The organism is Nocardioides sp., assembly GCF_050699375.1.
Taxonomy (GTDB): domain Bacteria; phylum Actinomycetota; class Actinomycetes; order Propionibacteriales; family Nocardioidaceae; genus Nocardioides.
In genome coordinates this window covers 1-23,238 of the sequence record NZ_JBOHDN010000228.1, presented here as the reverse complement: position 1 = coordinate 23,238, position 23,238 = coordinate 1, and the positions used below count along the sequence as shown (strand labels likewise).

Annotated in this window: 24 protein-coding genes and 1 tRNA gene; 10 read left to right on the top strand and 15 right to left on the bottom strand. The window is 69.6% G+C overall.

What is annotated here, in order from left to right; translation table 11 throughout:
- Nucleotides 1–70 precede the first annotated feature (70 nt).
- From ACRDPS_RS16535 to ACRDPS_RS16510, 6 genes are all read left to right on the top strand, one after another.
- The gene (locus ACRDPS_RS16535) at nucleotides 71–703 is read left to right on the top strand and encodes a TetR/AcrR family transcriptional regulator (protein WP_431502750.1); all 633 of its coding nucleotides are present in this window, start codon (nucleotides 71–73) and stop codon (nucleotides 701–703) included.
- Between the two features lie 113 nt (nucleotides 704–816).
- The gene (locus ACRDPS_RS16530; RefSeq protein WP_431502749.1) at nucleotides 817–2,379 is read left to right on the top strand and encodes a TIGR03767 family metallophosphoesterase; all 1,563 of its coding nucleotides are present in this window, start codon (nucleotides 817–819) and stop codon (nucleotides 2,377–2,379) included.
- A 134-nt stretch (nucleotides 2,380–2,513) separates the two neighbouring features.
- Nucleotides 2,514–2,927 carry a DUF3052 domain-containing protein gene (locus ACRDPS_RS16525; RefSeq protein ID WP_431502748.1) on the top strand — a complete coding sequence of 138 codons (414 nt, stop codon included), beginning with the start codon at nucleotides 2,514–2,516 and terminating at the stop codon, nucleotides 2,925–2,927.
- Between the two features lie 69 nt (nucleotides 2,928–2,996).
- Nucleotides 2,997–4,718, top strand: coding sequence for an AMP-binding protein (locus ACRDPS_RS16520; RefSeq protein ID WP_431502747.1), 1,722 nt, complete (start codon nucleotides 2,997–2,999; stop codon nucleotides 4,716–4,718).
- The gene (locus ACRDPS_RS16515) at nucleotides 4,715–5,179 is read left to right on the top strand and encodes a peroxiredoxin (RefSeq protein ID WP_431502746.1); all 465 of its coding nucleotides are present in this window, start codon (nucleotides 4,715–4,717) and stop codon (nucleotides 5,177–5,179) included. The genes ACRDPS_RS16520 and ACRDPS_RS16515 overlap by 4 nt, the downstream gene beginning before the upstream one ends.
- 184 nt (nucleotides 5,180–5,363) lie before the next feature.
- A tRNA-Val gene (locus ACRDPS_RS16510) sits at nucleotides 5,364–5,439 on the top strand.
- Between the two features lie 9 nt (nucleotides 5,440–5,448).
- Here ACRDPS_RS16510 and ACRDPS_RS16505 read toward each other — a convergent pair.
- The 8 genes from ACRDPS_RS16505 to ACRDPS_RS16470 form a co-directional block, all read right to left on the bottom strand.
- A complete protein-coding gene (locus tag ACRDPS_RS16505) occupies nucleotides 5,449–6,705 on the bottom strand; it encodes a MalY/PatB family protein (protein ID WP_431502745.1) in 1,257 nt (418 codons plus the stop codon).
- 158 nt (nucleotides 6,706–6,863) lie between these two features.
- Nucleotides 6,864–7,595, bottom strand: a complete 732-nt coding sequence (gene ureG, locus ACRDPS_RS16500) for an urease accessory protein UreG (protein ID WP_431502744.1) — start codon at nucleotides 7,593–7,595, stop codon at nucleotides 6,864–6,866.
- A gap of 22 nt (nucleotides 7,596–7,617) precedes the next feature.
- Nucleotides 7,618–8,427, bottom strand: a complete 810-nt coding sequence (locus tag ACRDPS_RS16495; RefSeq protein WP_431502743.1) for an urease accessory protein UreD — start codon at nucleotides 8,425–8,427, stop codon at nucleotides 7,618–7,620.
- Nucleotides 8,428–8,461: 34 nt separating this feature from the next.
- The gene (locus ACRDPS_RS16490) at nucleotides 8,462–9,136 is read right to left on the bottom strand and encodes an urease accessory protein UreF (RefSeq protein ID WP_431502742.1); all 675 of its coding nucleotides are present in this window, start codon (nucleotides 9,134–9,136) and stop codon (nucleotides 8,462–8,464) included.
- A 1-nt stretch (nucleotide 9,137) separates the two neighbouring features.
- The gene (locus ACRDPS_RS16485) at nucleotides 9,138–10,847 is read right to left on the bottom strand and encodes an urease subunit alpha (RefSeq protein ID WP_431502741.1); all 1,710 of its coding nucleotides are present in this window, start codon (nucleotides 10,845–10,847) and stop codon (nucleotides 9,138–9,140) included.
- Nucleotides 10,840–11,445: an urease subunit beta gene (locus tag ACRDPS_RS16480; protein WP_431502740.1), complete on the bottom strand. Its 606-nt coding sequence runs from the start codon at nucleotides 11,443–11,445 to the stop codon at nucleotides 10,840–10,842. The genes ACRDPS_RS16485 and ACRDPS_RS16480 overlap by 8 nt, the downstream gene beginning before the upstream one ends.
- Nucleotides 11,442–11,744 carry an urease subunit gamma gene (locus ACRDPS_RS16475; protein WP_431502739.1) on the bottom strand — a complete coding sequence of 101 codons (303 nt, stop codon included), beginning with the start codon at nucleotides 11,742–11,744 and terminating at the stop codon, nucleotides 11,442–11,444. The genes ACRDPS_RS16480 and ACRDPS_RS16475 overlap by 4 nt, the downstream gene beginning before the upstream one ends.
- A gap of 180 nt (nucleotides 11,745–11,924) precedes the next feature.
- Nucleotides 11,925–13,151: an MFS transporter gene (locus ACRDPS_RS16470; protein WP_431502738.1), complete on the bottom strand. Its 1,227-nt coding sequence runs from the start codon at nucleotides 13,149–13,151 to the stop codon at nucleotides 11,925–11,927.
- Nucleotides 13,152–13,234: 83 nt separating this feature from the next.
- On the opposite strand from ACRDPS_RS16470, the gene ACRDPS_RS16465 reads away from it, so the two are divergent.
- From ACRDPS_RS16465 to ACRDPS_RS16455, 3 genes are all read left to right on the top strand, one after another.
- Complete coding sequence (locus ACRDPS_RS16465; protein ID WP_431502737.1) at nucleotides 13,235–14,158, top strand: LysR family transcriptional regulator; 924 nt, start codon at nucleotides 13,235–13,237, stop codon at nucleotides 14,156–14,158.
- Between the two features lie 91 nt (nucleotides 14,159–14,249).
- Entirely contained in the window at nucleotides 14,250–15,269 is a 1,020-nt protein-coding gene (locus ACRDPS_RS16460) for a sigma-70 family RNA polymerase sigma factor (RefSeq protein ID WP_431502736.1), read from the top strand.
- Nucleotides 15,270–15,430: 161 nt separating this feature from the next.
- Complete coding sequence (locus ACRDPS_RS16455) at nucleotides 15,431–16,111, top strand: alpha/beta fold hydrolase (RefSeq protein WP_431502735.1); 681 nt, start codon at nucleotides 15,431–15,433, stop codon at nucleotides 16,109–16,111.
- A 40-nt stretch (nucleotides 16,112–16,151) separates the two neighbouring features.
- On the opposite strand, the gene ACRDPS_RS16450 is transcribed toward ACRDPS_RS16455, so the two are convergent.
- From ACRDPS_RS16450 to ACRDPS_RS16420, 7 genes are all read right to left on the bottom strand, one after another.
- The gene (locus ACRDPS_RS16450) at nucleotides 16,152–17,315 is read right to left on the bottom strand and encodes a sensor histidine kinase (RefSeq protein ID WP_431502734.1); all 1,164 of its coding nucleotides are present in this window, start codon (nucleotides 17,313–17,315) and stop codon (nucleotides 16,152–16,154) included.
- Nucleotides 17,312–18,004, bottom strand: a complete 693-nt coding sequence (locus tag ACRDPS_RS16445; RefSeq protein WP_431502733.1) for a response regulator transcription factor — start codon at nucleotides 18,002–18,004, stop codon at nucleotides 17,312–17,314. The genes ACRDPS_RS16450 and ACRDPS_RS16445 overlap by 4 nt, the downstream gene beginning before the upstream one ends.
- Nucleotides 18,004–18,447 carry a hypothetical protein gene (locus ACRDPS_RS16440; protein ID WP_431502732.1) on the bottom strand — a complete coding sequence of 148 codons (444 nt, stop codon included), beginning with the start codon at nucleotides 18,445–18,447 and terminating at the stop codon, nucleotides 18,004–18,006. The genes ACRDPS_RS16445 and ACRDPS_RS16440 overlap by 1 nt, the downstream gene beginning before the upstream one ends.
- An 11-nt stretch (nucleotides 18,448–18,458) precedes the next feature.
- Entirely contained in the window at nucleotides 18,459–19,604 is a 1,146-nt protein-coding gene (locus ACRDPS_RS16435; protein ID WP_431502731.1) for a molybdopterin-dependent oxidoreductase, read from the bottom strand.
- Nucleotides 19,601–20,281 (bottom strand): methyltransferase domain-containing protein, encoded by a 681-nt coding sequence (locus tag ACRDPS_RS16430; protein ID WP_431502730.1) that lies wholly within the window; start codon nucleotides 20,279–20,281, stop codon nucleotides 19,601–19,603. The genes ACRDPS_RS16435 and ACRDPS_RS16430 overlap by 4 nt, the downstream gene beginning before the upstream one ends.
- Entirely contained in the window at nucleotides 20,278–20,946 is a 669-nt protein-coding gene (locus ACRDPS_RS16425; RefSeq protein ID WP_431502729.1) for a TIGR04282 family arsenosugar biosynthesis glycosyltransferase, read from the bottom strand. The genes ACRDPS_RS16430 and ACRDPS_RS16425 overlap by 4 nt, the downstream gene beginning before the upstream one ends.
- 76 nt (nucleotides 20,947–21,022) lie before the next feature.
- Complete coding sequence (locus ACRDPS_RS16420; protein ID WP_431502728.1) at nucleotides 21,023–21,691, bottom strand: glycosyltransferase family 2 protein; 669 nt, start codon at nucleotides 21,689–21,691, stop codon at nucleotides 21,023–21,025.
- A 113-nt stretch (nucleotides 21,692–21,804) separates the two neighbouring features.
- On the opposite strand from ACRDPS_RS16420, the gene ACRDPS_RS16415 reads away from it, so the two are divergent.
- On the top strand, nucleotides 21,805–23,196 hold the full coding sequence (locus ACRDPS_RS16415) for a hypothetical protein (protein ID WP_431502727.1): 1,392 nt from the start codon (nucleotides 21,805–21,807) through the stop codon (nucleotides 23,194–23,196).
- Nucleotides 23,197–23,238 lie beyond the last annotated feature (42 nt).

Sequence of the window (23,238 nt, the reverse complement as noted above, 5' to 3'; positions counted from 1 at the left end):
CAGTTCGCACCAGGTCAACGTAAACTTGGTCGGACGACAAACAAATCAGCTCGAAACAGGAGGCATCCCGATGGCTGCTCGCGGCCGGCCACGTACCTTCGACCCCGACACCGCCCTGGAGCAAGCGACGAACCTGTTCTGGGAACGGGGCTACGAGGGCACCTCCCTGAGCGACCTCGCCGAAGCGATGGGGATCGCCTCGGCCAGCATCTACGCCTGCTTCGGCAGCAAGGCCGACCTGTTCCGCCAGGTCATGGCGCGCTACGGCACGACGTACGGAGGGCCGCCCAGGCGTGCCCTGACCGATCACCCGACGGCCCGCGCCGCGGTCAACGCCATGCTGCACGCCACCGTCGATCAGATCACCCGTTCCGACGCGCCGCACTACTGCATGCTGATCCTCGCCGCGCCCACCGGCGCGGTCGAGAACCACGCGGTCAGAGAGTTCCTGGCCGACATCCGGCGATCACAGCTCACCGATATCAAGGAGCGTCTCGACAAAGGTGTCGCCGACGGTGACCTCACCGTGCGCGACGATGCGGTCGCCGACATCGCCCGCTACTACGCCACGGTGGTGCAAGGACTCTCCGTCCAGGCCCGCGATGGCGCGACCCGTGACGACCTCGAAGCGATCGTCACCTGCGCCATGGCCGCGTGGGCCCCCCTCACCTCCGCCGCGGACGCCGAGCCCGCGATCGGATAGGTCGAAGCCGCGTGCCGCCGAACCGATCCTCGCAAGCCCTTCACATGGCCCTGGGGAGTATCGTTCGCGCACTGACCGCGGCGGCCGGTCCTGATGGAGAAGAGGCGGCGTAGATGGGTGTCACCAGCGAGAGCGGGCGGATCGTCCCGGGCGGCCGCAAGGGGGCGTACGTCCGCCTGGCCGAAGGCTCGCAGGAGCGCCATGTCTCGCGCACCGATCTCGCCCGCCGCCCCGAGGAGCTGGGCGACCCGGTGCTCACCCTCGCGCACCTGTCCGACCTGCACATCTGCGACCACCAGTCGCCGGCCCGCGCCGAGGTCCTGGACCGGCTCATGGACCCCGACAGCGCGACCCGGGACCTGATCGACCAGGTCGGCACCTACCGGGCCCAGGAGCTGCTGACGACGCAGGTCGGCGCGGCGATGGTCGAGGCGGTCAACGAGGTCAGCGAAGGCCCTGTCGGTGGTGGTCCGCTGGATCTGGCGGTCGCCACCGGTGACAGCACCGACAACGGCCAGTTCAACGAGCTCGACTGGTACCTGACGCTGCTCGACGGTGGCCGCCTCGTGCCCGACTCCGGCGACATGCTGCACTACGAAGGTGTCGCCGGTCTGCCCGACCCGCGTTTCTGGCACCCCGAGGGCGGGACGTACGACATGCGGCGGGGCTATGGCGGATTCCCGCTGGTTCCCGGGCTGCTGAAGGCCGTGCGTCGCGCGATCGACTCGCCCGGTCTGGATGTGCCGTGGCTGGCCGTCAACGGCAACCACGACGGTCTGCTGCAGGGCACCGTGCCGGGCGATGCCGCGATCAGCGAGGTCGCGATCGGTGACCTGAAGCCGATCGCGATGCCCGAGCACTGGACCGACGAGGCCAAGGCGAAGCTCATCGCCGGCCTGATCGCCGGCGATCCGGCGGCGCTCGCGATGCTGTCCGAGCTCGACCCGTACGAGGTGACGCCCGACAAGCGCCGGCGCAAGACGTCGCTGCAGGAGTTCGTCGACTCCCACGTGCACGACGAGGCGAAGCCGTCCGGGCACGGCTTCAAGGCGGGCGGGAAGTCCTACTACCGCTATGACGTCAATGACGAGGTCACCCTCGTCGTCCTCGACACGGTCAACCCCGCCGGTGGCTTCCAGGGATCGCTCGACGCCGAACAGCTGGAGTGGCTCGATGCCGTGCTCGCCTCCACCGACTACGACGAGCGGCTCGCGGTGATCGCCAGCCACCATGACGTGGCCTCGCTGGTCAACGATCTGGGCGGCGGCAGCGGCAGCGGCCGGCGGGTGCTGGGGAGCGAGGTCGAGCAGACCGTCTCGCGTCATGAGAGCGCGGTCCTCTGGCTCAACGGGCACACGCATCGTACGGCGGTCAAGCCGCACGGGTCGTGGTGGGAGGTCACCGCGCCGTCCCTGATCGACTGGCCCCAGCAGGGGCGGGTGATCGAGCTCCTCTCCGACGGGGACGTGCTCACCATCGCGACCACGATGCTCGACCACGCCGGGCCGGCGCGGTGGAGCGGGTCGATCGAGGACGTACGCCACCTCGCGTCATTGTCGCGCGAGCTGTCCGCCAACGACTGGCAGGGGCCGGAGGTGCCTCTCGACGAACACCCGTGGGCGGGTTCGGTAAAGGACCGGAACGTTCTGCTTCATCTGCTCGATCCGCGCGCATAACATGCCTCCGACACGCCGTTATCTAGCGAATGACAGGCGGCTGGGGTTGCGTCGGCCAGCGTTCTCCGCTGGACTACCACCAACCAAGTTCGCGCAGCAAGCGGCGTGGACGCAAAGCTTTGGAGGAAAGACACGTGAGCTCGACCGCAGCCACAGGGCCTGCGGACCGGCTGGGCCTCAAGTCCGGCATGGTCATTCAGGAAATGGGCTGGGACAACGATACGGATGACGAGCTGCGGGTCGCCATCGAAGACTCCGTCGACGCAGATCTGGTCGACGGCGACTACGGCAACGTGGTCGATGCGGTGCTGCTTTGGTGGCGCGATGACGACGGTGATCTCGTCGACGGTCTCGTCGACGCGCTGACCGATCTCGTCGGTGGCGGTGTGATCTGGCTGCTGACGCCGAAGGTGGGCCGCCCTGGTGCGGTCGACCCGGCCGACATCGCCGAAGCCGCTCCTGTCGCCGGACTGTCCCAGACGACCACCGCAACTGTGAGCAAGGACTGGGCCGCGACGCGTCTGCTGGCGCCGAAGACTCCTGCCTGATGAGATCGGATCTCGGGACTCCTGGACACCCCCAGGCGCTGTCGCGTGCGTCCCACTAGACTCGCGACGGTGTTCTCGACTACGGCTGCCAAGGCACGTACCGCCGGTTCCGCGGCGCGGATCCTGGCCGGCTCCGGCATCGTCCGGCCGGTCAACCCACTCGGGTTGGCCCGGACGGGCGTAGCGCTGGCTCGGTGGGGCACCGGTCCCGCCGGTGGCTTCATCGGCCTGGCGCACCGCTACCCGCGCCGGACCGCGGTCATCGACGAGCTGGGCTCGTTGACGTACGCCGATCTCGACCGCCGCTCCAACGCGATCGCCCGGGCGCTGGCCGCCCGGGGGATCGGCGAGGGGGACGGGGTCGCGATCATGTGCCGCAACCACCGCGGGTTCGTGGACGCCACCTTGGCGGTCGCGAAGCTGGGCGCCGACGCGTTGTACCTCAACACCGCCTTCGCCGGACCGCAGCTCGTCGATGTGCTGGAGCGCGACAAGCCTGCTCTGGTCATCCACGACGAGGAGTTCACCGGCCTGCTGGCCGCGGCCTCATCGGCCGAACGGCTGGTCGCCTGGGTGGACTCCGAGGACCCTGGTGAGACGAGCGAGGGAGTGACCGCGCGAAGCGCGGAGACGCTCGAGTCGCTGGTCTCCGGAGACTCGAGCCCGGTGCGGCCACCGTCGCGGCACGGCCGGATCGTGATCCTGACCTCGGGTACGACGGGTGCGCCGAAGTCGGCGCCACGTCAGGAGGCGGGGATCGACGCGGCGATCGCGCTGATGTCGCGGATGCCGATGAAGGACGGCTGGCGATGTTTCGTCGCCGCCCCGCTCTTCCACACCTGGGGGATCGCGCACCTGCTCTTCTCCGAGCTGCTCGGCACCACCATGATCCTGCGGCGCCGGTTCGACCCCGAGGACGCTCTCGCGACGTTGGAGTCGCAGGAGGCCGACTCGTTCGTGGTCATCCCGGTCATGATGCAGCGGATCCTGTCGCTGCCGGAGGAGAAGCTGGCTGCGTACGACCTGGCCGGGATCTCCTCGCGGCTCAAGGCCGTCGCCTCTTCCGGGTCGGCGCTGCCCGGCGACCTGGCACTGGAGTGGATGGACCGGTTCGGGGACTCGCTCTACAACGTCTACGGCTCGACCGAGGTGTCCTACGCCTCGATCGCGGACCCCGTCGATCTGCGCGAGGCGCCGACCTCGGCCGGCAAGGTGCCGTGGGGGACCCAGATGAGGATCCTCGACGGCGACGGGGTCCCCGTGCCCGATGGCGAGGCCGGCCGGATCTTCGTCGGCAACGGGCTGCTCTTCGAGGGCTACATCAGCGGTGGCGGCAAGGAGGTCGTCGACGGCCTGATGTCGACCGGTGACGTCGGGCGGTTCGGCCCCGACGGGCGGCTCTACGTCGAGGGTCGAGACGACGACATGATCGTCTCCGGCGGCGAGAACGTCTTCCCTCAGGAGGTCGAGGACTGCCTGATGCGCCACCCGCTGGTCTCGGACGCGGCCTGTGTCGGCGTCGACGACGCAGGCTTCGGCAAGCGGCTGCGTGGGTTCGTGGTCCTGGCCCCGAGGGCTGAGGCGGGCGCTGACGGCGGGGCGGACCTCGAACAGGACCTGAAGGACTGGGTCAAGGACAACCTGGCCCGTTTCAAGGTGCCGCGCGAGATCATCGTGGTCGACGAGCTGCCCCGCAACGCGACCGGCAAGGTGCTCCGCCGCGAGCTGGCGAGCTGGGAGACGGCCCCGGATTCGACGAGTCCGAGCGGTGAAGGGATGCTTGAGCAGTGAGTGGACTTCAGATCGGTGGACCGGCCCCGGACTTCACGCTCCGGGACCAGTTCGGTGCCGACGTGACGCTGTCGGACTTCCACGGCAAGAAGGCCGTGGCTATCTTCTTCTTCCCGTTCGCCTTCTCCGGTGTGTGCACCGGTGAGATGAGCGGGCTGCGGGACCGGCTCGACGAGTTCGTCACCTTCGACACCGAGGTGCTCGCGATCTCCTGCGACCCGATGTTCGCGATGCGGCAGTTCGCCGACACCGACCGTCTCAACTTCCCGGTCCTCTCCGACTTCTGGCCGCACGGCGAGGTGGCGAAGGCGTACGACGTCTTCAACGACCGCAACGGCGCCCCTCAGCGCTCCTCCTACATCGTCGACAAGGACGGCGTGGTCCGGTGGGCCGTGCACAACGCCAACGCCGACGGCCGCGACCTCGATGAGCACCTGCGGGAGCTCCACGCGGTGCTCTGACCAGGTAGTTTACGGGTCATCCAAGTTCCGTTAACAGGGTGGTTACATCGCTTGGCGGTGCCCCGTGGGGGATCTAGTCTTATCAGTGTTGAGCCGCTGACGACCCGAGACGTCGGCGGCTCAACTTCCATTTACGGCCCAGTTAGCCCGGCCGGCCCCTGATCGCATACTCTTGGGGCGCTTCGGACGCATAGCTCAGTTGGTAGAGCGCCTCCCTTACAAGGAGGATGTCAGGGGTTCGAGTCCCTTTGCGTCCACCAATTCCCGGATCAGTACGGGGCAGCCGCGCCCATCCGGCGTACTGCCTCGCGGAGTATCTCCTGAGACGTGGCGAAGTTGAGCCGGACATGTCCCGCGCCTCCGGTCCCGAACACGTGACCGGAGCTGAGCGCGACCTTCCCCTTCTCGAGGAAGAGCTGAGCGGGTCCGGCCAGGTCAGTCACGATGGCCGGACCGTCGAGCCGAAGGTCGTCCTCCAGGCCCAGGGCACGACAGTCCAGCCAGGCGAGATAGGTCCCGTCCGGGGGTGTGCACTTCACGGTCGGCAGATGCTGTTCGAGGAGCGCGCCGAGCAAAGCCCGATTCGACTCGAGTCCGAGGAGCAGGGCGTCCAGCCAGTCTTCACCGTCCTTGAAGGCGGCGGTGTGGGCGATGATGCCCAGGTGGCTTGGTCCGTGGCTGACTTCTTCCGGCATCCGGCGTAGATCGTCGGTGGCCTGGGCGCCTGCGATCGCGACGGCGGCCTTGAGACCTGCCAGGTTCCAGCCCTTGGATGCCGACATCAAGGCGAAGGCGTCCTCCGAGCCGGGCACGCTGAGATAAGGGGTGAATGATGCCCCGGCCAGGACGAGCGGAGCGTGGATCTCGTCGGAGATGACCCGGACTCCGTGGCGGCGGGCGAGGGCGGCTACCTGCTCGAGCTCTTCGTGCGTGTGCACTGCCCCGGTGGGGTTGTGGGGGTTGCTGAGCAAGAACGCAGCTTGGCGACTGACCGCCTTCGCGCGCAGGAATGCCTCCTCGAGCGCCTCGATATCGATGCGTGAGTCCTCGCCCAACGGCGCCTCGGCGATGCGGCGGTCGGCGTGGCTGACGAACGCATAGAAAGGTGCATAGACCGGAGCGTTGACGACGACGGAGTCGCCAGGGTCGGTGATCAGGCGGAGCAGCTCGACGATTCCCATCATCACGTCGGGCACCACGGTGGTGCGCTCCACGGCGAGCCCGCCCCAGTCCCAACGACGGTGCGCGAACGCGGCCAGCTCTTCGGCGTACCGAGTGCCGGCGGGGTATCCGGTGTCACCCGCGTCGATCGCGGAGTGCAGCGCTGAGACGATGGACGGGGCGAGACGTACGTCCATCTCGGCCACCCACAGCGGAAGAACATCGGCGGGGTGGGTGCGCCACTTCATGCTGGTACGCGTACGCAGCTGCTGGAGCGAGAGCTCCTCCAGAGGGTTTGGGTACGGAGCGGCGTTCTGCGCCGTCGATTCTCCTCGCTCCGGTATGGCGTTATCGGGACCCAGCATCGGACAGTCCTTTCGACATCGACACACGCGTTGAGCAGCAGTGTTGCCACGCCAACCGCGACCCCGGCACGGTGCGGGGCCACCTTCTCTCCGGCTCAGCATGCCCTAGCACGATCGGTCTCGCAGCCGGGATTCCGTCGAGTCGCGCTACGGACAGGTCACTCGTGGCTGTGAACGTATCCGCCGTCGTCGGCATGGAAATGTGGTGCCATCGGGCCGGGATCGACCGGGACGTGCTCGCCGTCGTGGAAGCGGGCCGAGAGGTCTCGCACCCACTGGCACAGCTGCTCGATCGTGTCGGGGCGCTTGCGTGAGAGGCCGATGACCGGGCGACCGTCGCGGGCGTCGCCTGCGTCGGCGAGCATCCGTTCGACGTCGACGTCGACGTACTCGGCGAGATCGATCTTGTTCACGACCAGCAGGTCTGCGCGCCCGATGCCCGGCCCGCCCTTGCGGGCGACGTCGCCGCCCCCGGCGACGTCGAGAACGAAGAGCTGGGCGTCGACGAGCGACGGCGAGAACGTGGCGGTGAGGTTGTCGCCGCCGCTCTCGACGAAGACGATGTCCAGGGGCGCGAAGTCCTGCTCCAGATCTTCGACGGCGAGCAGGTTCATCGTGACGTCATCTCGGATCGCCGTGTGCGGACAGGCACCGGTCTCGACCGCCCGGATCCTCTCGGCGGGGAGGATTCCCTCCGATCGCAGGAAGCGAGCGTCCTCGTCGGTGTAGATGTCATTGGTGATGACGCCGATGCGGAACTCGTCGGACAGCGCGCGGCAGAGCGTGGCGATGGTCGAGCTCTTGCCGGTGCCGACGGGGCCGGCGACGCCGATGCGCAGCGATCGGCTCTCGAGTGGGTTCGCATCGAGGCCCGTGCGTGAGGCAGTCATATCTTCTCCTGTGTTCGTCCGGTCACCGCGGGGCGGCCGGAGGGTTGGTGCTCGGCGTCGACCAAGGCGCGCCCACGAGCGCGAGCGCCTCGTCGAGTGCCCGAGCGAGCGTCAGGTTGTCTGGTGCGGTCGCCGTCGCCTGCACGACGTCGTCGTCGAGGCCGACGCTCACCGCTTCCTTGTTGATCAGGTCGGTGCGACCCCGGCCGATTCCTGATCCAGGGTCGACGATGATCATCGTTCCGGCCGCGCGGCGGCCCTCCGTCACGGCTGGGCTGTCCCAGCCGGCGTAGCGGCTGCCGAGGCGCAGGTCCTGGTCGTAGACGGGCGCGCCACCGCGAACGATACGAAGACGCTGCTCGATATTGCCCGGCTCCTCGTTGTGACGGCCGACGATGAGCTCTTCGCGGAGATAGAAGCGGGCCGAGGTCGCGAGGTCGACGGTGATGCTCTGCCGATGGTCACACCGGCGGGCCGCGATCACCGGCTCGGGCATCCAGATGAGCGTGGCGTCGTCGTCGACGCGGATCGTGAACCGCATCTCCGACTGCGCGCCCGTCGTTCCTGGCAAGGCCAGTGTCGCTGATATCTCGTTGAGCACGAGCACCGCTCCCGCACCGACACGTACGTCGAGCTCGAGCCGGTCGCCGCCCAGCGGGCCGGCCGCCGCCGCGGACAACGACACGCGCCCGGCCGACGCATCGCCCTGGACCCAGGGTTCGAAGGCCTTCGGACGGGTGGGGCGCAGCGCGAGCGGGCCCTCCGAGCGCAGCCGCGTCAGCCGGTGTGTCGTGCCGTATCTCTCGCAGGTGAGGGCGGCGCGCGCTCTCATCGCTGATGGCCCGGCCTGCGCGGGGGCCGTCGTCTCAGGAGGCAAAGAGTCGCATCTCCTGCGCATCATGGTGCTCGGCGACGATGTCCGAGAGCGGAGCCGAGTACGACGGGAGGTCGGCCGGGTCGCTGTCCGCGTAGGCAGCGGCGTCCGTGCCGACCTCGTCGACGAGCGGCATGATCTCGGCCAGCGCACGGTGGGCGTGGAACGGGTCGACACTCATTAGCTTGACCACGGCCATGGCCGGACCCATCAGGGTCTCGTGAAGGATGCCGCGCGCCGCGTCGTGGGGCGTCAGGTCGAGCATGCCGGCGGTGACGCCGAACGCGACCGGATGGTTCAGCCTGGCAGGGATGCGCCGTTGGAACTCGTGCGGCCGAATCGCTGCCCAGGCGCGCAACAGCTGGCGGCCCAGCGACTGAGAGACCTGTCGCAGAGCCGGCGAGGGCGTACGGGCGTGGAACTCCGCATCAAGAGCGGTCACCCGATCGACGTCGCCGTCGAGACAGGCACGACACGACGCCGCGGCGAACGCGGCCGCGACGGCGCCGCTCGTGGTGGCCCGGCCGATCAGGAATCTCTGCAGGTCGTCGACGTCGCGCACGAGGCCGAGCCGGATCGCCGACTCGAGGCCGCCCGAGTGGGCGTAGCCTCCCGCCGGCAGGCGTCCGTCTGCCAGCAGGAGGAGCGCTTCGTAACCTCCCGCCATGTCAGAACAGGAAGTAGCGCTGGCCCATGGGCACCTCAGCGGCGGGCTCGTGCTCGATCAGCTCGCCGTCGACGGTCACACCGTAGGTGTCCGGGTCGACCGTGATCTGGGGCATCGCGGTGTTGTTCGGCATGTCCAGCTTCGTTCGCCCCCGGACGCTCTCGATGGCCACGAGGTCGCGCTCCACGCGAAGCCGGCTCGCGAGATCATCATCGATCGCCGTCTGGGAGACGAACGCGAGGCTGGTGCGCGATGCCGTCGGGCTATGGCTGTTGAAGCCGGGACGAAGGAGCACCGGCTGCGGGGTGGGGATCGACGCGTTCGGGTCGCCGAGAGCTGCAACTGCTGCCATGCCGCCCTTGATGACGGTGTGCGGGCGGACGCCGAAGAGCGCCGGCTGCCACAGCACGAGATCGGCCAGCTTGCCGACCTCGACTGATCCGACGTGCTTCTCGATGCCGTGCGCGACCGCGGGGCAGATCGTGTATTTCGACACGTAGCGCCGCGCGCGGTTGTTGTCCGCACGTCCGTCGCCCGTAAGGGAGCCACGTAGGCGCTTCATCTGGTGCGCGGTCTGCCAGGTGCGCAGCACGACCTCGCCGATGCGGCCCATCGCCTGGGCGTCCGACGACATGATCGAGAGTGCGCCCAGGTCCTGCAGTACGTCCTCGGCGGCGATCGTGCCGGCGCGCACGCGGCTCTCCGCGAACGCCAGGTCGTTCGGCACCTGGGGGTTCAGGTGGTGGGCGACCATGACCATGTCGAGGTGCTCGTCGACCGTGTTGACGGTGAACGGACGCGTCGGGTTCGTCGAGGCCGGCAGCACGTTCGCCTCGGAGGCGATGCGGATGATGTCCGGAGCGTGGCCACCGCCCGCGCCTTCGGTGTGGTACGAGTGGAAGGTGCGGCCGTCGACGGCGGCGAGCAGATCCTCGACGAAACCGGCCTCGTTGAGCGTGTCGGAGTGGATGGCAACCTGCACGCCGGACTCGTCGGCGACCCGAAGAGCTGCATCCACGGCCGCTGGTGTGGCGCCCCAGTCCTCGTGCACCTTGAAGCCGCCGGCTCCCGCGCGCAGCTGCTCCCACATCGCCTCCTCCGAGACGGTGTTGCCACGGCCGAGCATCAGGTAGTTGACCGGAAGCGGTTCCATGCTCTCGAACATGCGCGCCAGCCACCACGAACCGGGCGTGGCCAGCGTCGCCTTGGAGCCCTCGAACGGACCCGTCCCGCCGCCCACCATCGTGGTCGTGCCGGTGGCGAGCGCCAGCTCGAACATCTGCGGGCCGACGAAGTGCACGTGGGTGTCGATCGTCCCCGCGGTGAGGATCAGCCCGTTGCCGGCCATGATCTCGGTGGACGGACCGATGACCAGGCTGGGGTCGATGCCGTCCATCGTGTCCGGGTTGCCGGACTTGCCGATCCCGCAGATGCGGCCGTCGCGTACTCCGATGTCGGCCTTGATGATGCCCCAGTGGTCGAGGATGACGGCGCCGGTGATGACGAGGTCGGGGGTGCCTTCGGCCCGGGTCGCACACGACTGCCCCATGGACTCGCGGATCGACTTGCCTCCGCCGAAGACGGACTCGTCGCCGCCCCTGGACCGGTCCTCCTCGACCTCGATCAGCAGATCGGTGTCGGCCAGGCGGATGCGGTCACCGGTGGTGGGGCCGTAGGAGGACACATATTCGGACCGTGAGATCTCAGCCATCAAGCGCTCCCTTGCAGAGTCCGCGAAGCCCGCGGACGATTCGTCGTCCTCGGATCGGAACAAGCTCGACCTCGACGACGGCGCCAGGTTCGAAACGGACCGAACCCCCCGAGAGCACGTTGAGGCGCTGGCCCCACGCGGCATCCCGGTCGAAGTCGAGGGCAGCGTTCACCTCGTAGAAATGGAAGTGGGACCCGACCTGGATCGGCCGGTCCGCCGTGTTCAGGACCCGCAGCGTCGTCGTGGGCAGGCCGTCGTTGATCACCACGACCTCGTCGGCGAGCAGCAGCTCTCCGGGGACGATCGGCGTGTCCTCGGGCACCGTCGGCGCCTCGCGCAGCGGCGCCTGCCGCTCGCCGGTGCCGGGTCGGCGTGGCTCGCTCGGGTTGTTGCGCCCCGATGAGTGCGAGCGCTCGGCGTGGCTGGTGAACCGGGCGCGATCTGGACTGTTCTCGTCGGGGTAGTCGAAGCCCGGGTAGTCGCTGGGGTGCTCCGCCTCGGTCGTCGCGTGTGACGCCTTGTCATGCGGCGGTGCCGGCGCCGGGTGGTCGATCGTCGCGTCGAGCGGCTCGCCGTTCGTGTTGCTCGACTCGCTCATTGGATCGGCCCCGTCACCGTCACGAGCTTCGTGCCGTCGGGGAAGGTCGCCTCGATCTGCACCTGTGCCAGCATCTCGGGAACCCCGTCCATGACGTCCTCCCGGCGAAGAACCTGCCGCCCGAACTCCATCAGGTCGGCGACCGACCTGCCGTCGCGCGCACCTTCGTACAGGGCCGACGACAGAATCGCGGTTGCCTCGGGAAGGTTGAGCTTGAGTCCACGATCCTTGCGTTCCCAGGCGAGCTTGCTCGCCAGGTAGATCATGAGACGTTCTTGTTCGTGAAGATTGAGGAACATACACACTCCTAACCTGTGGATGCCTCCAAACAGAGGCAAACCGCATCCCGCGTCCGATCGTAACGGTCAGAGAGCCGTACACGCCGCAGAGGGCCATGAGCAAGCGTGACGAAAGACGGCCCTCGCGGCCGCGATCGTCGTCCTCCACGGCGAGCGCCGCTGTTGGCCTGCCCGCCGCGTTCACCGAGGTGCTGCGTACCTCTTCGTCGGGGTCCGTGGCCCGACCTCCTCGGCAGGGTGCGGCAGGAGTGTGCGGGCGGTGGCGAAGGCGATCAGGACGATCGCCATGACCATGCTCGCGGTGCCTGTCCAGCCGGCCATGAAGGCGAGGCCGCCGAGCCATCCGAACAGGCTGGATCCTGCGTAGTAGAAGAGCGTGTAGAGCGAGGTGGCCTGCGCGATGCCGCTGGTCGCCGTCGGTCCGACCCAGCCCGAGGCGATCGAGTGTGCGGCGAAGTAGGCCGTGGTGAACACCAGCAGGCCGGCGAGAACCGAGGGCAGCCAGTCGGGGATCGTCAGAGCGGCCCCGGTGACCATGGTCAGCGATGAGGCCAGGAGTATGCGCCGTCGACCGAACCGGCCGGCGAACGTGGCGGCCATTCTGGCTGAGAGGACACCGGAGAGCCCGGCCAGGAAGATGACCGCGGTCAGGGCCGGCGGAAGGTTGAACGGCTCCAGCTCGAGCCGGTAGCCGAGGTAGTTGTAGATCGCGACCTGCGCGCCCATCAGGAGGAAGGCCTGCGCGTAGAGCGCCAGCTGGGCGGGGTTGGTGAGGTTGGCGACCATCCCGTGCCGCATCCCGGTCGGCCGCGGCCGCGCTGTTGCCGAGCGGTGGTCGCGAGGCAGGGCGAGGACCGCGACGGTGGCGCCGACCGCGCTGACGCACCCGGTGACGAGCGCAGCCACCCGCCAGTCGCTCACATCGGCGATCGGCGCGGCGATCAGGCGTCCCATCAGGCCACCGACGACCGTGCCGGAGATGTACGTCGCGCTCGCAGCGAGGGCGTGGCGCCGGTCGACCTGCTCGCTCACGTAGGCCAGCGCGAGCGCGGGAGCGCCTCCCAGGGCTATGCCCTGGACGACGCGGAAGAGGACGAGCACGGGGAACGAGGAAACGAACGGAAGCATCAGCCCGATGGCCGCGGCGACGGCAACGGCGATCTTCATCGCCGACGCCTGGCCGATCCGGTCGCCGATCCACGACCAGCCGAGCGCGGCGACGGCGAGGCCGATCGTCGCCCCCGAGACGGTGAGCGCGGCCTGCGAGGGGTCGACGGCGAAGTCGCGACCGACCGCGGGGATCAGGGCCTGCGGATAGTAGAGCTGCATGAGGGTCGTCATCCCGATCGCCACGGTGGCGACCATCACCCTTCGATGTCCCGGGTCGGGTCCTGCCAGTTCGTTCACCTCCGTGACGCTAGAGAGCCCTTGACCATGCGTCCAATGCATGTTTAACGCCTGAGGAATGCGTAATCGCATACGATGGGAGGGTGGATGCCTCCGTACGAAACGTCCTTCCGCTCTTCCCGGCCTTGGCCGCACTGGCGGAGACGGGTCAGACGCTCGCCGCCGCCGACGTACTGCAGATGCCACAGCCCACCGTGAGCCGCATGCTCGCGCGCCTCGGCAGGGAGCTCGGGGTGGATGTGGTCGAGCGGCAAGGACGAGGATTGCGGCTCACTCGCGCGGGGGAGGCGCTGGCCCCGTACGCTGCTGCCGCTGTCGCCGCGGCCGCGGCAGGCATCGAGGCGGTTCAGGCCCAGGAGTCCGGCGCCCGCGGCCGGATCGCCCTCGCCTTCCAGAACACGCTCGGCGAGCGGGTCGTGCCTGCGCTGGTCAAGGCGTTCCTCCAGGAGCATCCGGGCGTGTCCTTCGACCTGATCCAGACCTCGCGCCCGCAGTGCCTCGCCGCGCTCACAGACGGTACCGCCGAGATCGCGCTGATCTCACCGCTCGAGGAGGGGTCCGAGATGCGGCAGTGGCGGCTGCACACCGAACCCCTGGTCCTGGTCGTGCCGAAGGGCCACCGTCTGGCCACCCGGTCGCGGGTGAGCTTCGAGGAGGTCGCCTCGGAGACTTTCATCTGCATGAAGCGCGGTTATGGGATGCGTACGCTGCTCGAGGCGCTCGCCCGGGCCAGCGGTGTCACGCCCACCATCGGCTTCGAGGGCGACGACCTCGCCACGCTCCGGGGACTCGTCTCGGCCGGCCTCGGGGTCAGCCTGGCGCCCCGCGATCCCCATGGGGCCACAGGCTGCGTCGAGGTGTCGTTGTCCAACCCGGAGGCGGTGCGGCACATCGGCGCCTGCTGGCTCGATCGCCGACCATCGCCGCTCGCGGCGGCCTTCCAGGATCTGCTCAGGCGGCGTGGCCGACGGTTGACCGAGATCGGCCTGCGTCCGCATGCCGGGTGAGCGCCTCCCACCCTCGGTGACTCCGTGCGACGCCGGATCGCGTACGCGATTGGTATGGCTCACCAGCGCCGGCTAGGAGAGGCTTGGCCACATGAACGTCCTTGATGACGTGGAGTTCACGCGCCTGGTCGAGCGCCATAGCCGTGAGCTCCGTGTGCATTGCTACCGGATGCTCGGTTCGTTCGATGAGGCCGAGGACTTGGTTCAGGAGACCTTCCTGCGAGCTTGGCGCAATCACGAGACCTTCGAGGGTCGCGCGTCGTTCAGGACGTGGCTCTTCAAGATCGCTACGAATGCGTGCCTGGACTTCCTGGATCGGAGCCGGCGTCGACCGCAGGTTCGCAGCTCGCCGCCAGGCGATTCACCCGCCGCGGCGGAGGGTGTCGAGATCTCCTGGTTGCAACCGTTTCCCGATCAATTGCTGGAGCCGGTTGCCTCCGCCGAGGACGAACCAGAGGCTGCCGTGGTGGAGAGGGAGACCATCGAGCTCGTCTTTCTTGTCGCGATCCAGCGACTTCCGCCGCGGCAGCGGGCCGTGCTCATCCTGCGGGATGTCCTGGGCTGGCGGGCCGCCGAGACGGCAGAGGTGCTGGAGATGAGCGTTCCAGCGGTCAAGAGTGCGTTACAGCGAGCACGTCCGATGATGAGGTCGCGTCTTCCCCGCCGGCGCTCCGATTGGACGGCGTCGGTTCCGGCCTCCGAACAGGAACGGACGTTGCTGCATCAGTTCATGGATGCCCACGAACACATGGACGCAGCCGCTCTTGCCGCGGTGCTGAGCGACGACGTGCAGCTGACGATGCCGCCGCACCCGTTCTGGGTCGTCGGTCCGGCGGCTGTCATCGGCTTCATGCAGGAGGCCGTCGGCCCCGGATCACCACTGCATCGTGCAGATTGGCGCAGCGTGCCGACACGTGCGAACCGCCAGCCCGCCGTCGCCGGCTACATCCGGCTGCCAGGCGAACTGCAATACCGTGCCCAAGTGCTCAACGTCGTACGCGTCGAAGCCGGGAAGATCGCAGAGATCACCGCGTTCGAGCCCCATCTGTTCCCAGCCTTCGGGCTCCCGTCAGTCCTGGAGAACGGCAACGATTCCTTTTCCTCGCACTGATCGTCTACCCGTTCAAACGATCGCGATCGACGTGGTCGAGCGAATCCCTGGAGGATCATGATGCAGGTCAACGACGAAGTCACTGCCCGCGCCGGGACACCACGAGTGCCCCGGTTGCCCGGTAGAAGGAGCATCGAACAGGTCGAGCAGCGGAGTCGGTCATGAGCACGTACGTCCTGATCCCCGGCGCAGGGTCCGACTCCTGGCTCTGGCACCTGCTCGAGCCGGAGCTGCGGTCCCGTGGTCACGCCGTAGTCGCTCCTGACCTGCCCTACGACGACGACTCAGCGGACCTGTCGACCTATGCCGACTTCGTGATCGACGCCATCGGCGACCACGCGGATCTCGTCGTGGTCGGACACTCGTTTGGTGCTTTCACCGCTGCGTTGGTGTGTGATCGGATCTCGGTGTCGCAGCTGGTGCTGCTCTCGGGGATGATCCCGCAGCCCGGAGAATCGCCGGGAGAGTGGTGGGACAACACCGGATGGGCGCCGCCCGATGACGACGACCCGTTTCTTCATGATGTCTCGCCGGCAATCTCGGCGGAGGTCCCACGACACAGCCTCGAGCAGTCCGGCACTCCGTTCGCAGAACCTTGGCCGCTCGACGCCTGGCCGCACGTGCCGACACGATTCCTGCTGTGCCGCGACGACAGGTTCTTCCCCGCCGACTTCATGCGCAAGGTCGTCGCCGACCGGCTGGGCCTGACGCCAGATGAGATCGACGGCGGGCACTTGGCTCCCTTGACGCGCCCTCGAGAACTCGCCGAGACGCTCACCGAGCCGATCCCGAAGACATTCGTCGGTGGTGTCGTCGTCGAGCCTTGGAGATCGCGAAGGTAGGGCCGCCTGCTACGCCGTCCCTGCGCGATCTCTTGGTCGCTCAAGCGGGCAGGCGTACGTGGAACCGGCAGCCGGTCGCGGTGGGGAGGTTCTCGACCCAGACCATGCCGCGGTGGGCCTCGACGAGGCCCTTGACGATCGCGAGGCCGAAGCCGGCGCCCTGGCCGCTGGCGCCGTCGGCGCCCTCGGGCGCTGTCGGCGTCCGCGCCGCGCTGCCCTGCCAGCCGAGGTCGAAGACGCGCTCCATGTCGCCGGGGTCGAGGCCGCCGCAGCCGTCGCTGACGCTGAGGTCGACGCTGCGTACGTCACTGCGCCCGTCGCCGGGGGCCATCCGGCAGTGCACCTCGACCGTGCCGTCGGCGGGGGTGTGGCGGATGGCGTTCATCAGCAGGTTGGCGACGACGCGGGAGAGGCTGGCCGGGTCGGCGGTGATCTCCAGACCGTCCTCGACCTGGCCGCCCAGGCGGACCTGGCGCTCCCTGGCCACCGGATCGGCACCGGCGAGCGCCTCGCTGACCAGGTCGCCCAGCAGAACCGGTTCCTGCACGAGGGTGAGGGCGCCGGCCTGGATCCGGGAGAGCTCGAAGAGGTCGTCCACGAGCCGGGCCAGGCGCTCGACCTCGGTGCGGATCCGCGTGTGGTAGCGGTGCGGGTCGGCGGCGATCCCGTCCTCGAGCGCCTCGGCCATCGCGCGCAGCCCGGCCAGCGGCGTACGCAGATCGTGGGCGACCCAGGAGACGAGCTCGCGCCGGGACCCCTCCAGACGGGCTTCGCGTGCCCTGGCCTCCTCGAGACGCCGCTGTGTCTCGGCGAGCTCGACGGACAACGTACGCAGCTCGCGCGGGCCGCTCGCGGACGGCTCCCGCCGGCCCCCGTGGGCCATCTCGCGGACCTGCAGCCGGACGGCGCCGGACCAGCGGACCACCGCGGAGCCGATGGTGAGGGCGACCAGGATCGCCACGATCACGGCGATCGAGGTGACCACGGTGATGACCTGAAGGTCGTGGCCGGAGAGGAACATGAGCCAGGCGATCGCGAGCACGCCCCCGAAGACCGTCAGCACCGCGACGGTCGCGACCAGGGTGAGCTGCCAGCGGATCGACCAGCGGCGGGTCAGCCATGCGAGGAGCAGCCCGACCAGGCCGACGCCGAGCCCGGCGCCCGCGGCGACCAGGGCGATCACGATCGCGTCGAGGGGCTTCATCCGGTCGCCCCCGCAGGATCCCAGCGATAGCCGACGCCCCAGACCGTGACCAGCCGCTCGGGGCGCGTCGGGTCGAGCTCGACCTTCTCCCGCAGCCGGCGTACGTGGACGGTGACCGTCGACCGGTCGCCGATCGTCCACCCCCACACGTGCTCGAGCAGGTCCTCGCGGGTGAACGCCTTGCCTGGGTGCGAGACCAGATAGCGCAGCAGGTCGAACTCGCGCGTCGTCAACGCCAGCTCGCCCCCGGCGTTCGTCGCCACCCGCCGGTCCGCGTCCACGACCAGGGCACCGTCGGAGACCACGCCGGTCTCGTCCGGTCCCGAGCGCCCGGTGCGCTTGAGCACCGAGTCGACGCGCAGCACCAGCTCGCGCGGGCTGAACGGCTTTCCGACGTAGTCGTCGGCGCCGAGCTCGAGACCCACGATCCGGTCGGCCTCGCTGCCCAGCGCGGTGAGCATGATGATCGGCACCTCGCCGGCCTGCCGCAGACGACGGCAGACCTCCAGGCCGTCGATCCCGGGCAGCATCAGGTCCAGGATGACGATGTCGGCCGGGTTCGCGTTCATCTCCCGCAGCGCCTGCTCACCGTCGCCGGCCTCGACGACGTCGTGCCGGCCGGCGCGCAGGTAGGACGCCAGCACCTCACGTACGGTGAGGTCGTCGTCCACGACGAGTACGCGGGCCATCACCCCTCCTTGTCAGGAAGCCGCACCTGGTCAGCACGCTGACGCGAGCGTAGTTGGCCGACCCCCACCGCGACACCGGCACACACGCACAGGGCCGCGAAGATCAGCAGCCCGCGGGTGTAGTCCCGGTCGAGCAGGGTCGGGTTGTCGGCGATCGCGCCGAACCGTCCGAGCACCGGGATCGCCACCAGCACCGCCGGGCCGAGCAGCACGAGCACAGTCACCGCACCGCGCGCGACGGCCCGCGGCAGGAATCGGCCGCCGAACCATCCGAGCCCGACCACCACCGGCGCCAGGATCCCGTCGTGGATCACGACCGCCGCCGCAAGCCAGATCACGACCTCGACGATCTGAGCGAGGTCCTGCCGGCTCAGCAGGAGCCAGGCGCCGTACGCCATCCCGACCGCCCCGAGGAGGATCAGGCCGACGCGCGCACCTCTCATCTCCGCACCTTTCATGAGAGCACCTCGATCCGGGAGACCCACTTGGTCTGCATCACCCCGGGCCGGTCGGGCGCGATCAGCCGGGTCGGGTAGCCGTGGTCCATCGAGAGCGTCTCGCCGTCGAGGTGAAGGGCCAGCAGGGTCCGGTCGTCGTCGGCGAAGTTGGGCGGGAGGACGGTGTCCGAGGAGGCGCTGAACGTCTGGATCGACCGGACCCGGACCTCCCTCCCGCGTGGCGCGTCGACCAGGTCGAGCAGGTCACGGAGGAGTACCCCTCCCCACTCGCCGGCGACGCTCCAGCCCTCGACGCAGGCGATCGGAAGGATGTGGGTGCGCTGCCTCATGGCGAGCATGTCCTCACGGGTCAGGGACCGGGTCACGGCGCCGTGGACGACCTCGAGCCGGTAGGCCGAGCTGCTCGCCGCGGCCACCACCCCGGCGGAGCGGGCGGTGCGGTTGATCGGGATGCCGTGCGCACGTGAGCGCGAGGAGAGTGCGGCGAGACGGCCGACGCCGGGGATGGTGCCGGCCGTATAGAGGAACGCGGCCGCGGCCGCCGAGGTGCCGGCCAGCGCCAGCACTCCACGACGGCTGACCGGCCCGGCCTGGACCGCGTTCGGCCGGTCGTTGGAGGTGTCGTCGATGTCACCGGTGAGGGCGTCGCGTACGACCGGCAGCTTCACCGCGATGTGGATCAGCAGGGCGCCGACCGCGACGAACGCCAGCGCGAAGTGGGTGTTGCGGAAGCTGAACCCCCACGGATACCACTGCGCGACGTTGAGCAGCCCGGTGGTGAGCTGGACGATGGAGGTGCTGACCAAGATGGCGATCGAGCCCCGCTCCAGTGCCGTCGGCAGCGCCTCGCGGACCCGGCGCGGCATCGGCTGGAACAGCTTGGGGAAGACGACCCAGAGCTTGATCAGCAGGAGCGGGATCGCGGCGGTGCCGGCGGCGACGTGCAGGCCCTGGGTGAGCTGGTAGAGCCGCGACGGGCTTGCCGGGAGCGGCACCGGCTGATGGTCGACCTGGGCGTAGTGGCTGATCACCCCGGTCACCAGCGCCACCAGGAAGCAGATCCCGAGCCACATCCCGACCCGTGCCGCGACCGCGGCGCTTCTCAGGCGCGAGGTGAACGAGTCCTCCGACGGGATCTTCATGAGTGCTCCTCGAGTACGGCGACCCACCGCTCCGCTGAGGGCGTCAGGGTCTGCGGATGCGGCGTGGGCCGCCGATGGGGGAGAGGCTCGAGCCGCCTCACCGTGAATCCGGCCTCGGCGGCGATCGCCCCGATCACATCCGCGCCGACCACCGCCCAGCGGAACTCCGAGGAGCTCCCACAGGCGCAGGCCAGCTGCGCGAGCAGCGGCCCGCTGGGGGTTCCGGGCGGGTGGACCTCCGCGACCACGCGGCCTCCGGGCACGAGCAACCTGCGTACGCGGGTGAGAAGGGCGGGCGGGTCGCCCCCGATCCCGAGGTTGCCGTCCGCGAGCAGCGCGGTCGCCCACCAGCCCTCACCGGGTACCGGCTCGAAGAGGTCGCGGCACACAGCGCGTCCGCCGCGGGTCTCGGTCTCGGCCACCGCCTCCGGGAGGACGTCGACGCCGAGAGAGGGCAGGCCCCGCGCCGTGAGCGCGACCGTCATCCTGCCGGGACCACAGCCGAGGTCGACCGTCGGCCCGGTGCAGCACGAGACCAGGGCGTGGTCCGCGGCGTCGGCCGTCCGGACCCAGTCCTCGACCGGGAGACGCGACGGCTCGCCGTCGACCGTCACCACCCGGCACGCCTCGCTGGCGAAGGCATGGGCGAACGCGGACTCCGCCGCCACCGCCGTCATCGGGGCCCCTCCACGATCCGGGCCGCGACCGCGGCGAAGTGTGTGAGCGGCGCGGCGGCGGCGACCGGCGCGACGTCCGCGAGGTGATCGACGTCGCGGAGCCGCTCACCGGCGACGACCCGGAGACCGAGTCGTTCGAGCGCGGAGCGGGTGGCTGCGTACGTCTCGGGGGTGGACATGGGGACGTCGCGCAGGGCGGCGGCAGCGGACGGGTCCCGCAGCGCCAGTGCCCACCAGCCGCCGTCCTCGGCGGGGGCGAGCACGGCATCGGCCGAGTCCAGCCCGCCGGCCACGGCCAACAGCGCCTGCGGGCTCACCTGGGGCGTGTCCATACCGATCTGCACGACCGGCCCGGTCACCTCGGAATGGGCGTGCGCGAGGCGCTCGCCGAGTCCGTCACCGTGCTGGGGGACGACGGTCCATCCGGTGAGCGAGGCCCGAATCACCTCCGCCCGACTGCTCGCTCCGGCTCCGTCGGCGCGGAGATCACCGGAGAGCGCGAGCCGGCACCGGGCCGCTCCCACGGCCACCGTGCAGGCCTCGATCGTGTCCAGCAGCGCGGCGGCGGCGACGTCGGCGGCGATCGCGTCGCCGACGTCCTTGGCGAGCCGGGTCTTCACCTTGCCCGGCACCGGCGCCTTGGCTACCACCAGGAGTGTCGTCATGCCGCCACCTCCGTGGCGAAGGGCGAAGAATACGGAAGCGGCGGCCTGAGACCTACTGACGCTCGCTGACGCTCGCTCATCCGAGCACCCGCCAGAAGTCGTACGCCGCCGTCATGCTGCCCCGCACCGAACCCGACACCTTCGAGCGGGTCCCAGCGGTGCGGGGGTGGTAGCCGACGGCCTCCTCGTGCACGCGCCACCCGGCCCGGGCCGCCCGGGCGAGGAGCTCGACGGGATAGCCCGAGCGCCGGTCCTCCACGCCGAGCTCCAGGAGCGCCTCCCGGCGAGCCGCGCGCATCGGCGCGATGTCGTGCACCCGCAGACCGGTACGCCGCCGCAGCGCGGCCAGGACCAACCGGTTGCCGACCCGGGCGTGCCAGGGCTGCGCGCCGCGGGCGACCGGCTCGCGGCGGCCCAGCGCCAGATCGGCCTCGTCGCGCCTGATCGTCTCGACCAGCGGCAGCGTGTCCGCGGGGTCGAAGGAGCCGTCCCCGTCCATGACCACGACGTACGTTGCGGTCGCGGCCAGCAGGCCCGCGTGCACCGCCGCTCCGTACCCGGGCCGCGACTCCGACACCACCCGTGCCCCCTGCGCACGAGCGACGTCGGCGGTGCCATCGGTCGAGCCGTTGTCGACGACGATCACGGAGAGCGCTGCGGGCACGCGCGGGAGCAGCTCGCGCAGCGCCGCGGCCTCGTCGCGACACGGAAGCACGAGGTCTATGTCGGGGCTGGTCCTGGTCATGGAACCGACTCTAGGAACACGCGGCCGCCGACGGGGCCGCCAGATCTTACGGTCCGATGACGAGCCTCGCGCCGCGGCTCCCAACCGGCCCTCGCGGACCTACGCTCGCTGTCGTGAACCTCTCCGCTCGACAGGCCGCCTCGACGGGACTCATCCTCACCGCCGTGCTCGTCGCGGCGGCCGTCCTGGTGCCACCCCTCTTCGACTGGCAGGTCTGGACGCGGGTGCACGTCGAGGACGGCACGTTCGCTCCGCTGCACGGATATCCGCAGGTCAAAGTGGGAATCGGCACCGTCCCGGCGGTGCTGGTCGCGCTGGTCTGTGTGCGGTGGGCCGGCCCGGTGGCGAAGCGACTGCCGTGGCGGCGGCTGCTCCTGGTCGCCTACGCGGTCGGGCTGGTGTGGCTGCTGTCGCTGGCCCTGGTCGACGGCCCCGACGGCATCTCGCGGGTGCTGGGCAACCCGTCCGAATACCTCATCACGGCGCGGTCGGTCGACGACGTGCCCGAGCTGTTGAGGACGTACGTCTCCCGGATCCCCTACTCGGCACCGGACGGCAACTGGCCGGTCCACATCGCCGGGCATCCGCCTGGGATGGTGCTCTTCTTCACGCTCCTGGTGAAGCTCGGTCTCGGCGGTGATCTGGCGGCTGGACTGGTCGTCACGGTGATCGCCGCCACCTTGCCGCTGGCGGTCATGACGACCGTCCGGGTCCTCGGGGCCGAGGATGCGGCCCGCGCGGCGTCTCCCTACCTGGTCCTGTCACCTTCTGCGGTGTTCCTGGCGGTCTCGGCGGACGCGGTGATGGCGACCACGGTCGCCTGGGGGATGGCCTGCCTCGCCCTCGCTTCCTGCCGGATACGACGGGACGTTCTTGTCCATCTACCCGTCGGTAACGGACAAGAACGTCCCGTCGTATCCAGCCTGGCCGCCTCGCTGGCGGCGGTCCTCGCCGGGTTGCTGCTCGGGGGCGTCGTGTTCATGTCCTATGGGCTACTGCTCGCCGGGGTTCTCGCGCTCGCGGTGATCTGGCTGGGTAGGGGGTGGTGGGCGCTGCCGATTGCGATCGCTTCGGCAGTTGCCGTCGCCCTCGTCTTCACCGTCGGCGGCTTCGCCTGGTGGGAGGCGTATCCCGTGCTGGTCGAGCGCTACTGGGACGGGCTGGCCCACAAGCGCCCGGGTGCCTACTGGACCTGGGGAAACCTGGCCGCGCTCGCGATCAGCGCCGGGCCGCTCATCGGAGCCGGGCTCGGCGCCACCTGGGCCGCCCGGAGGGACCACGCCGCGCGGGTGGTCGTCGTCCTGGTCGCGGCCGCCGTCGTCATGGTCGCCCTCGCGGACGCCTCGCAGATGAGCCGGGCCGAGGTGGAGCGGATCTGGCTCCCCTTCATGCCTTGGCTCACCCTCGGCTGCGCCCTCCTGCCCGAGAGCTGGCGCCGACCCGGTCTGGCCCTGCAGCTCCTCACAGCCCTGCTCGTCCAACACCTGCTCTACACGAGCTGGTGACGACCTCGTCGAGTCGGCTCGTTCTGACCGAGATCCGCGTCG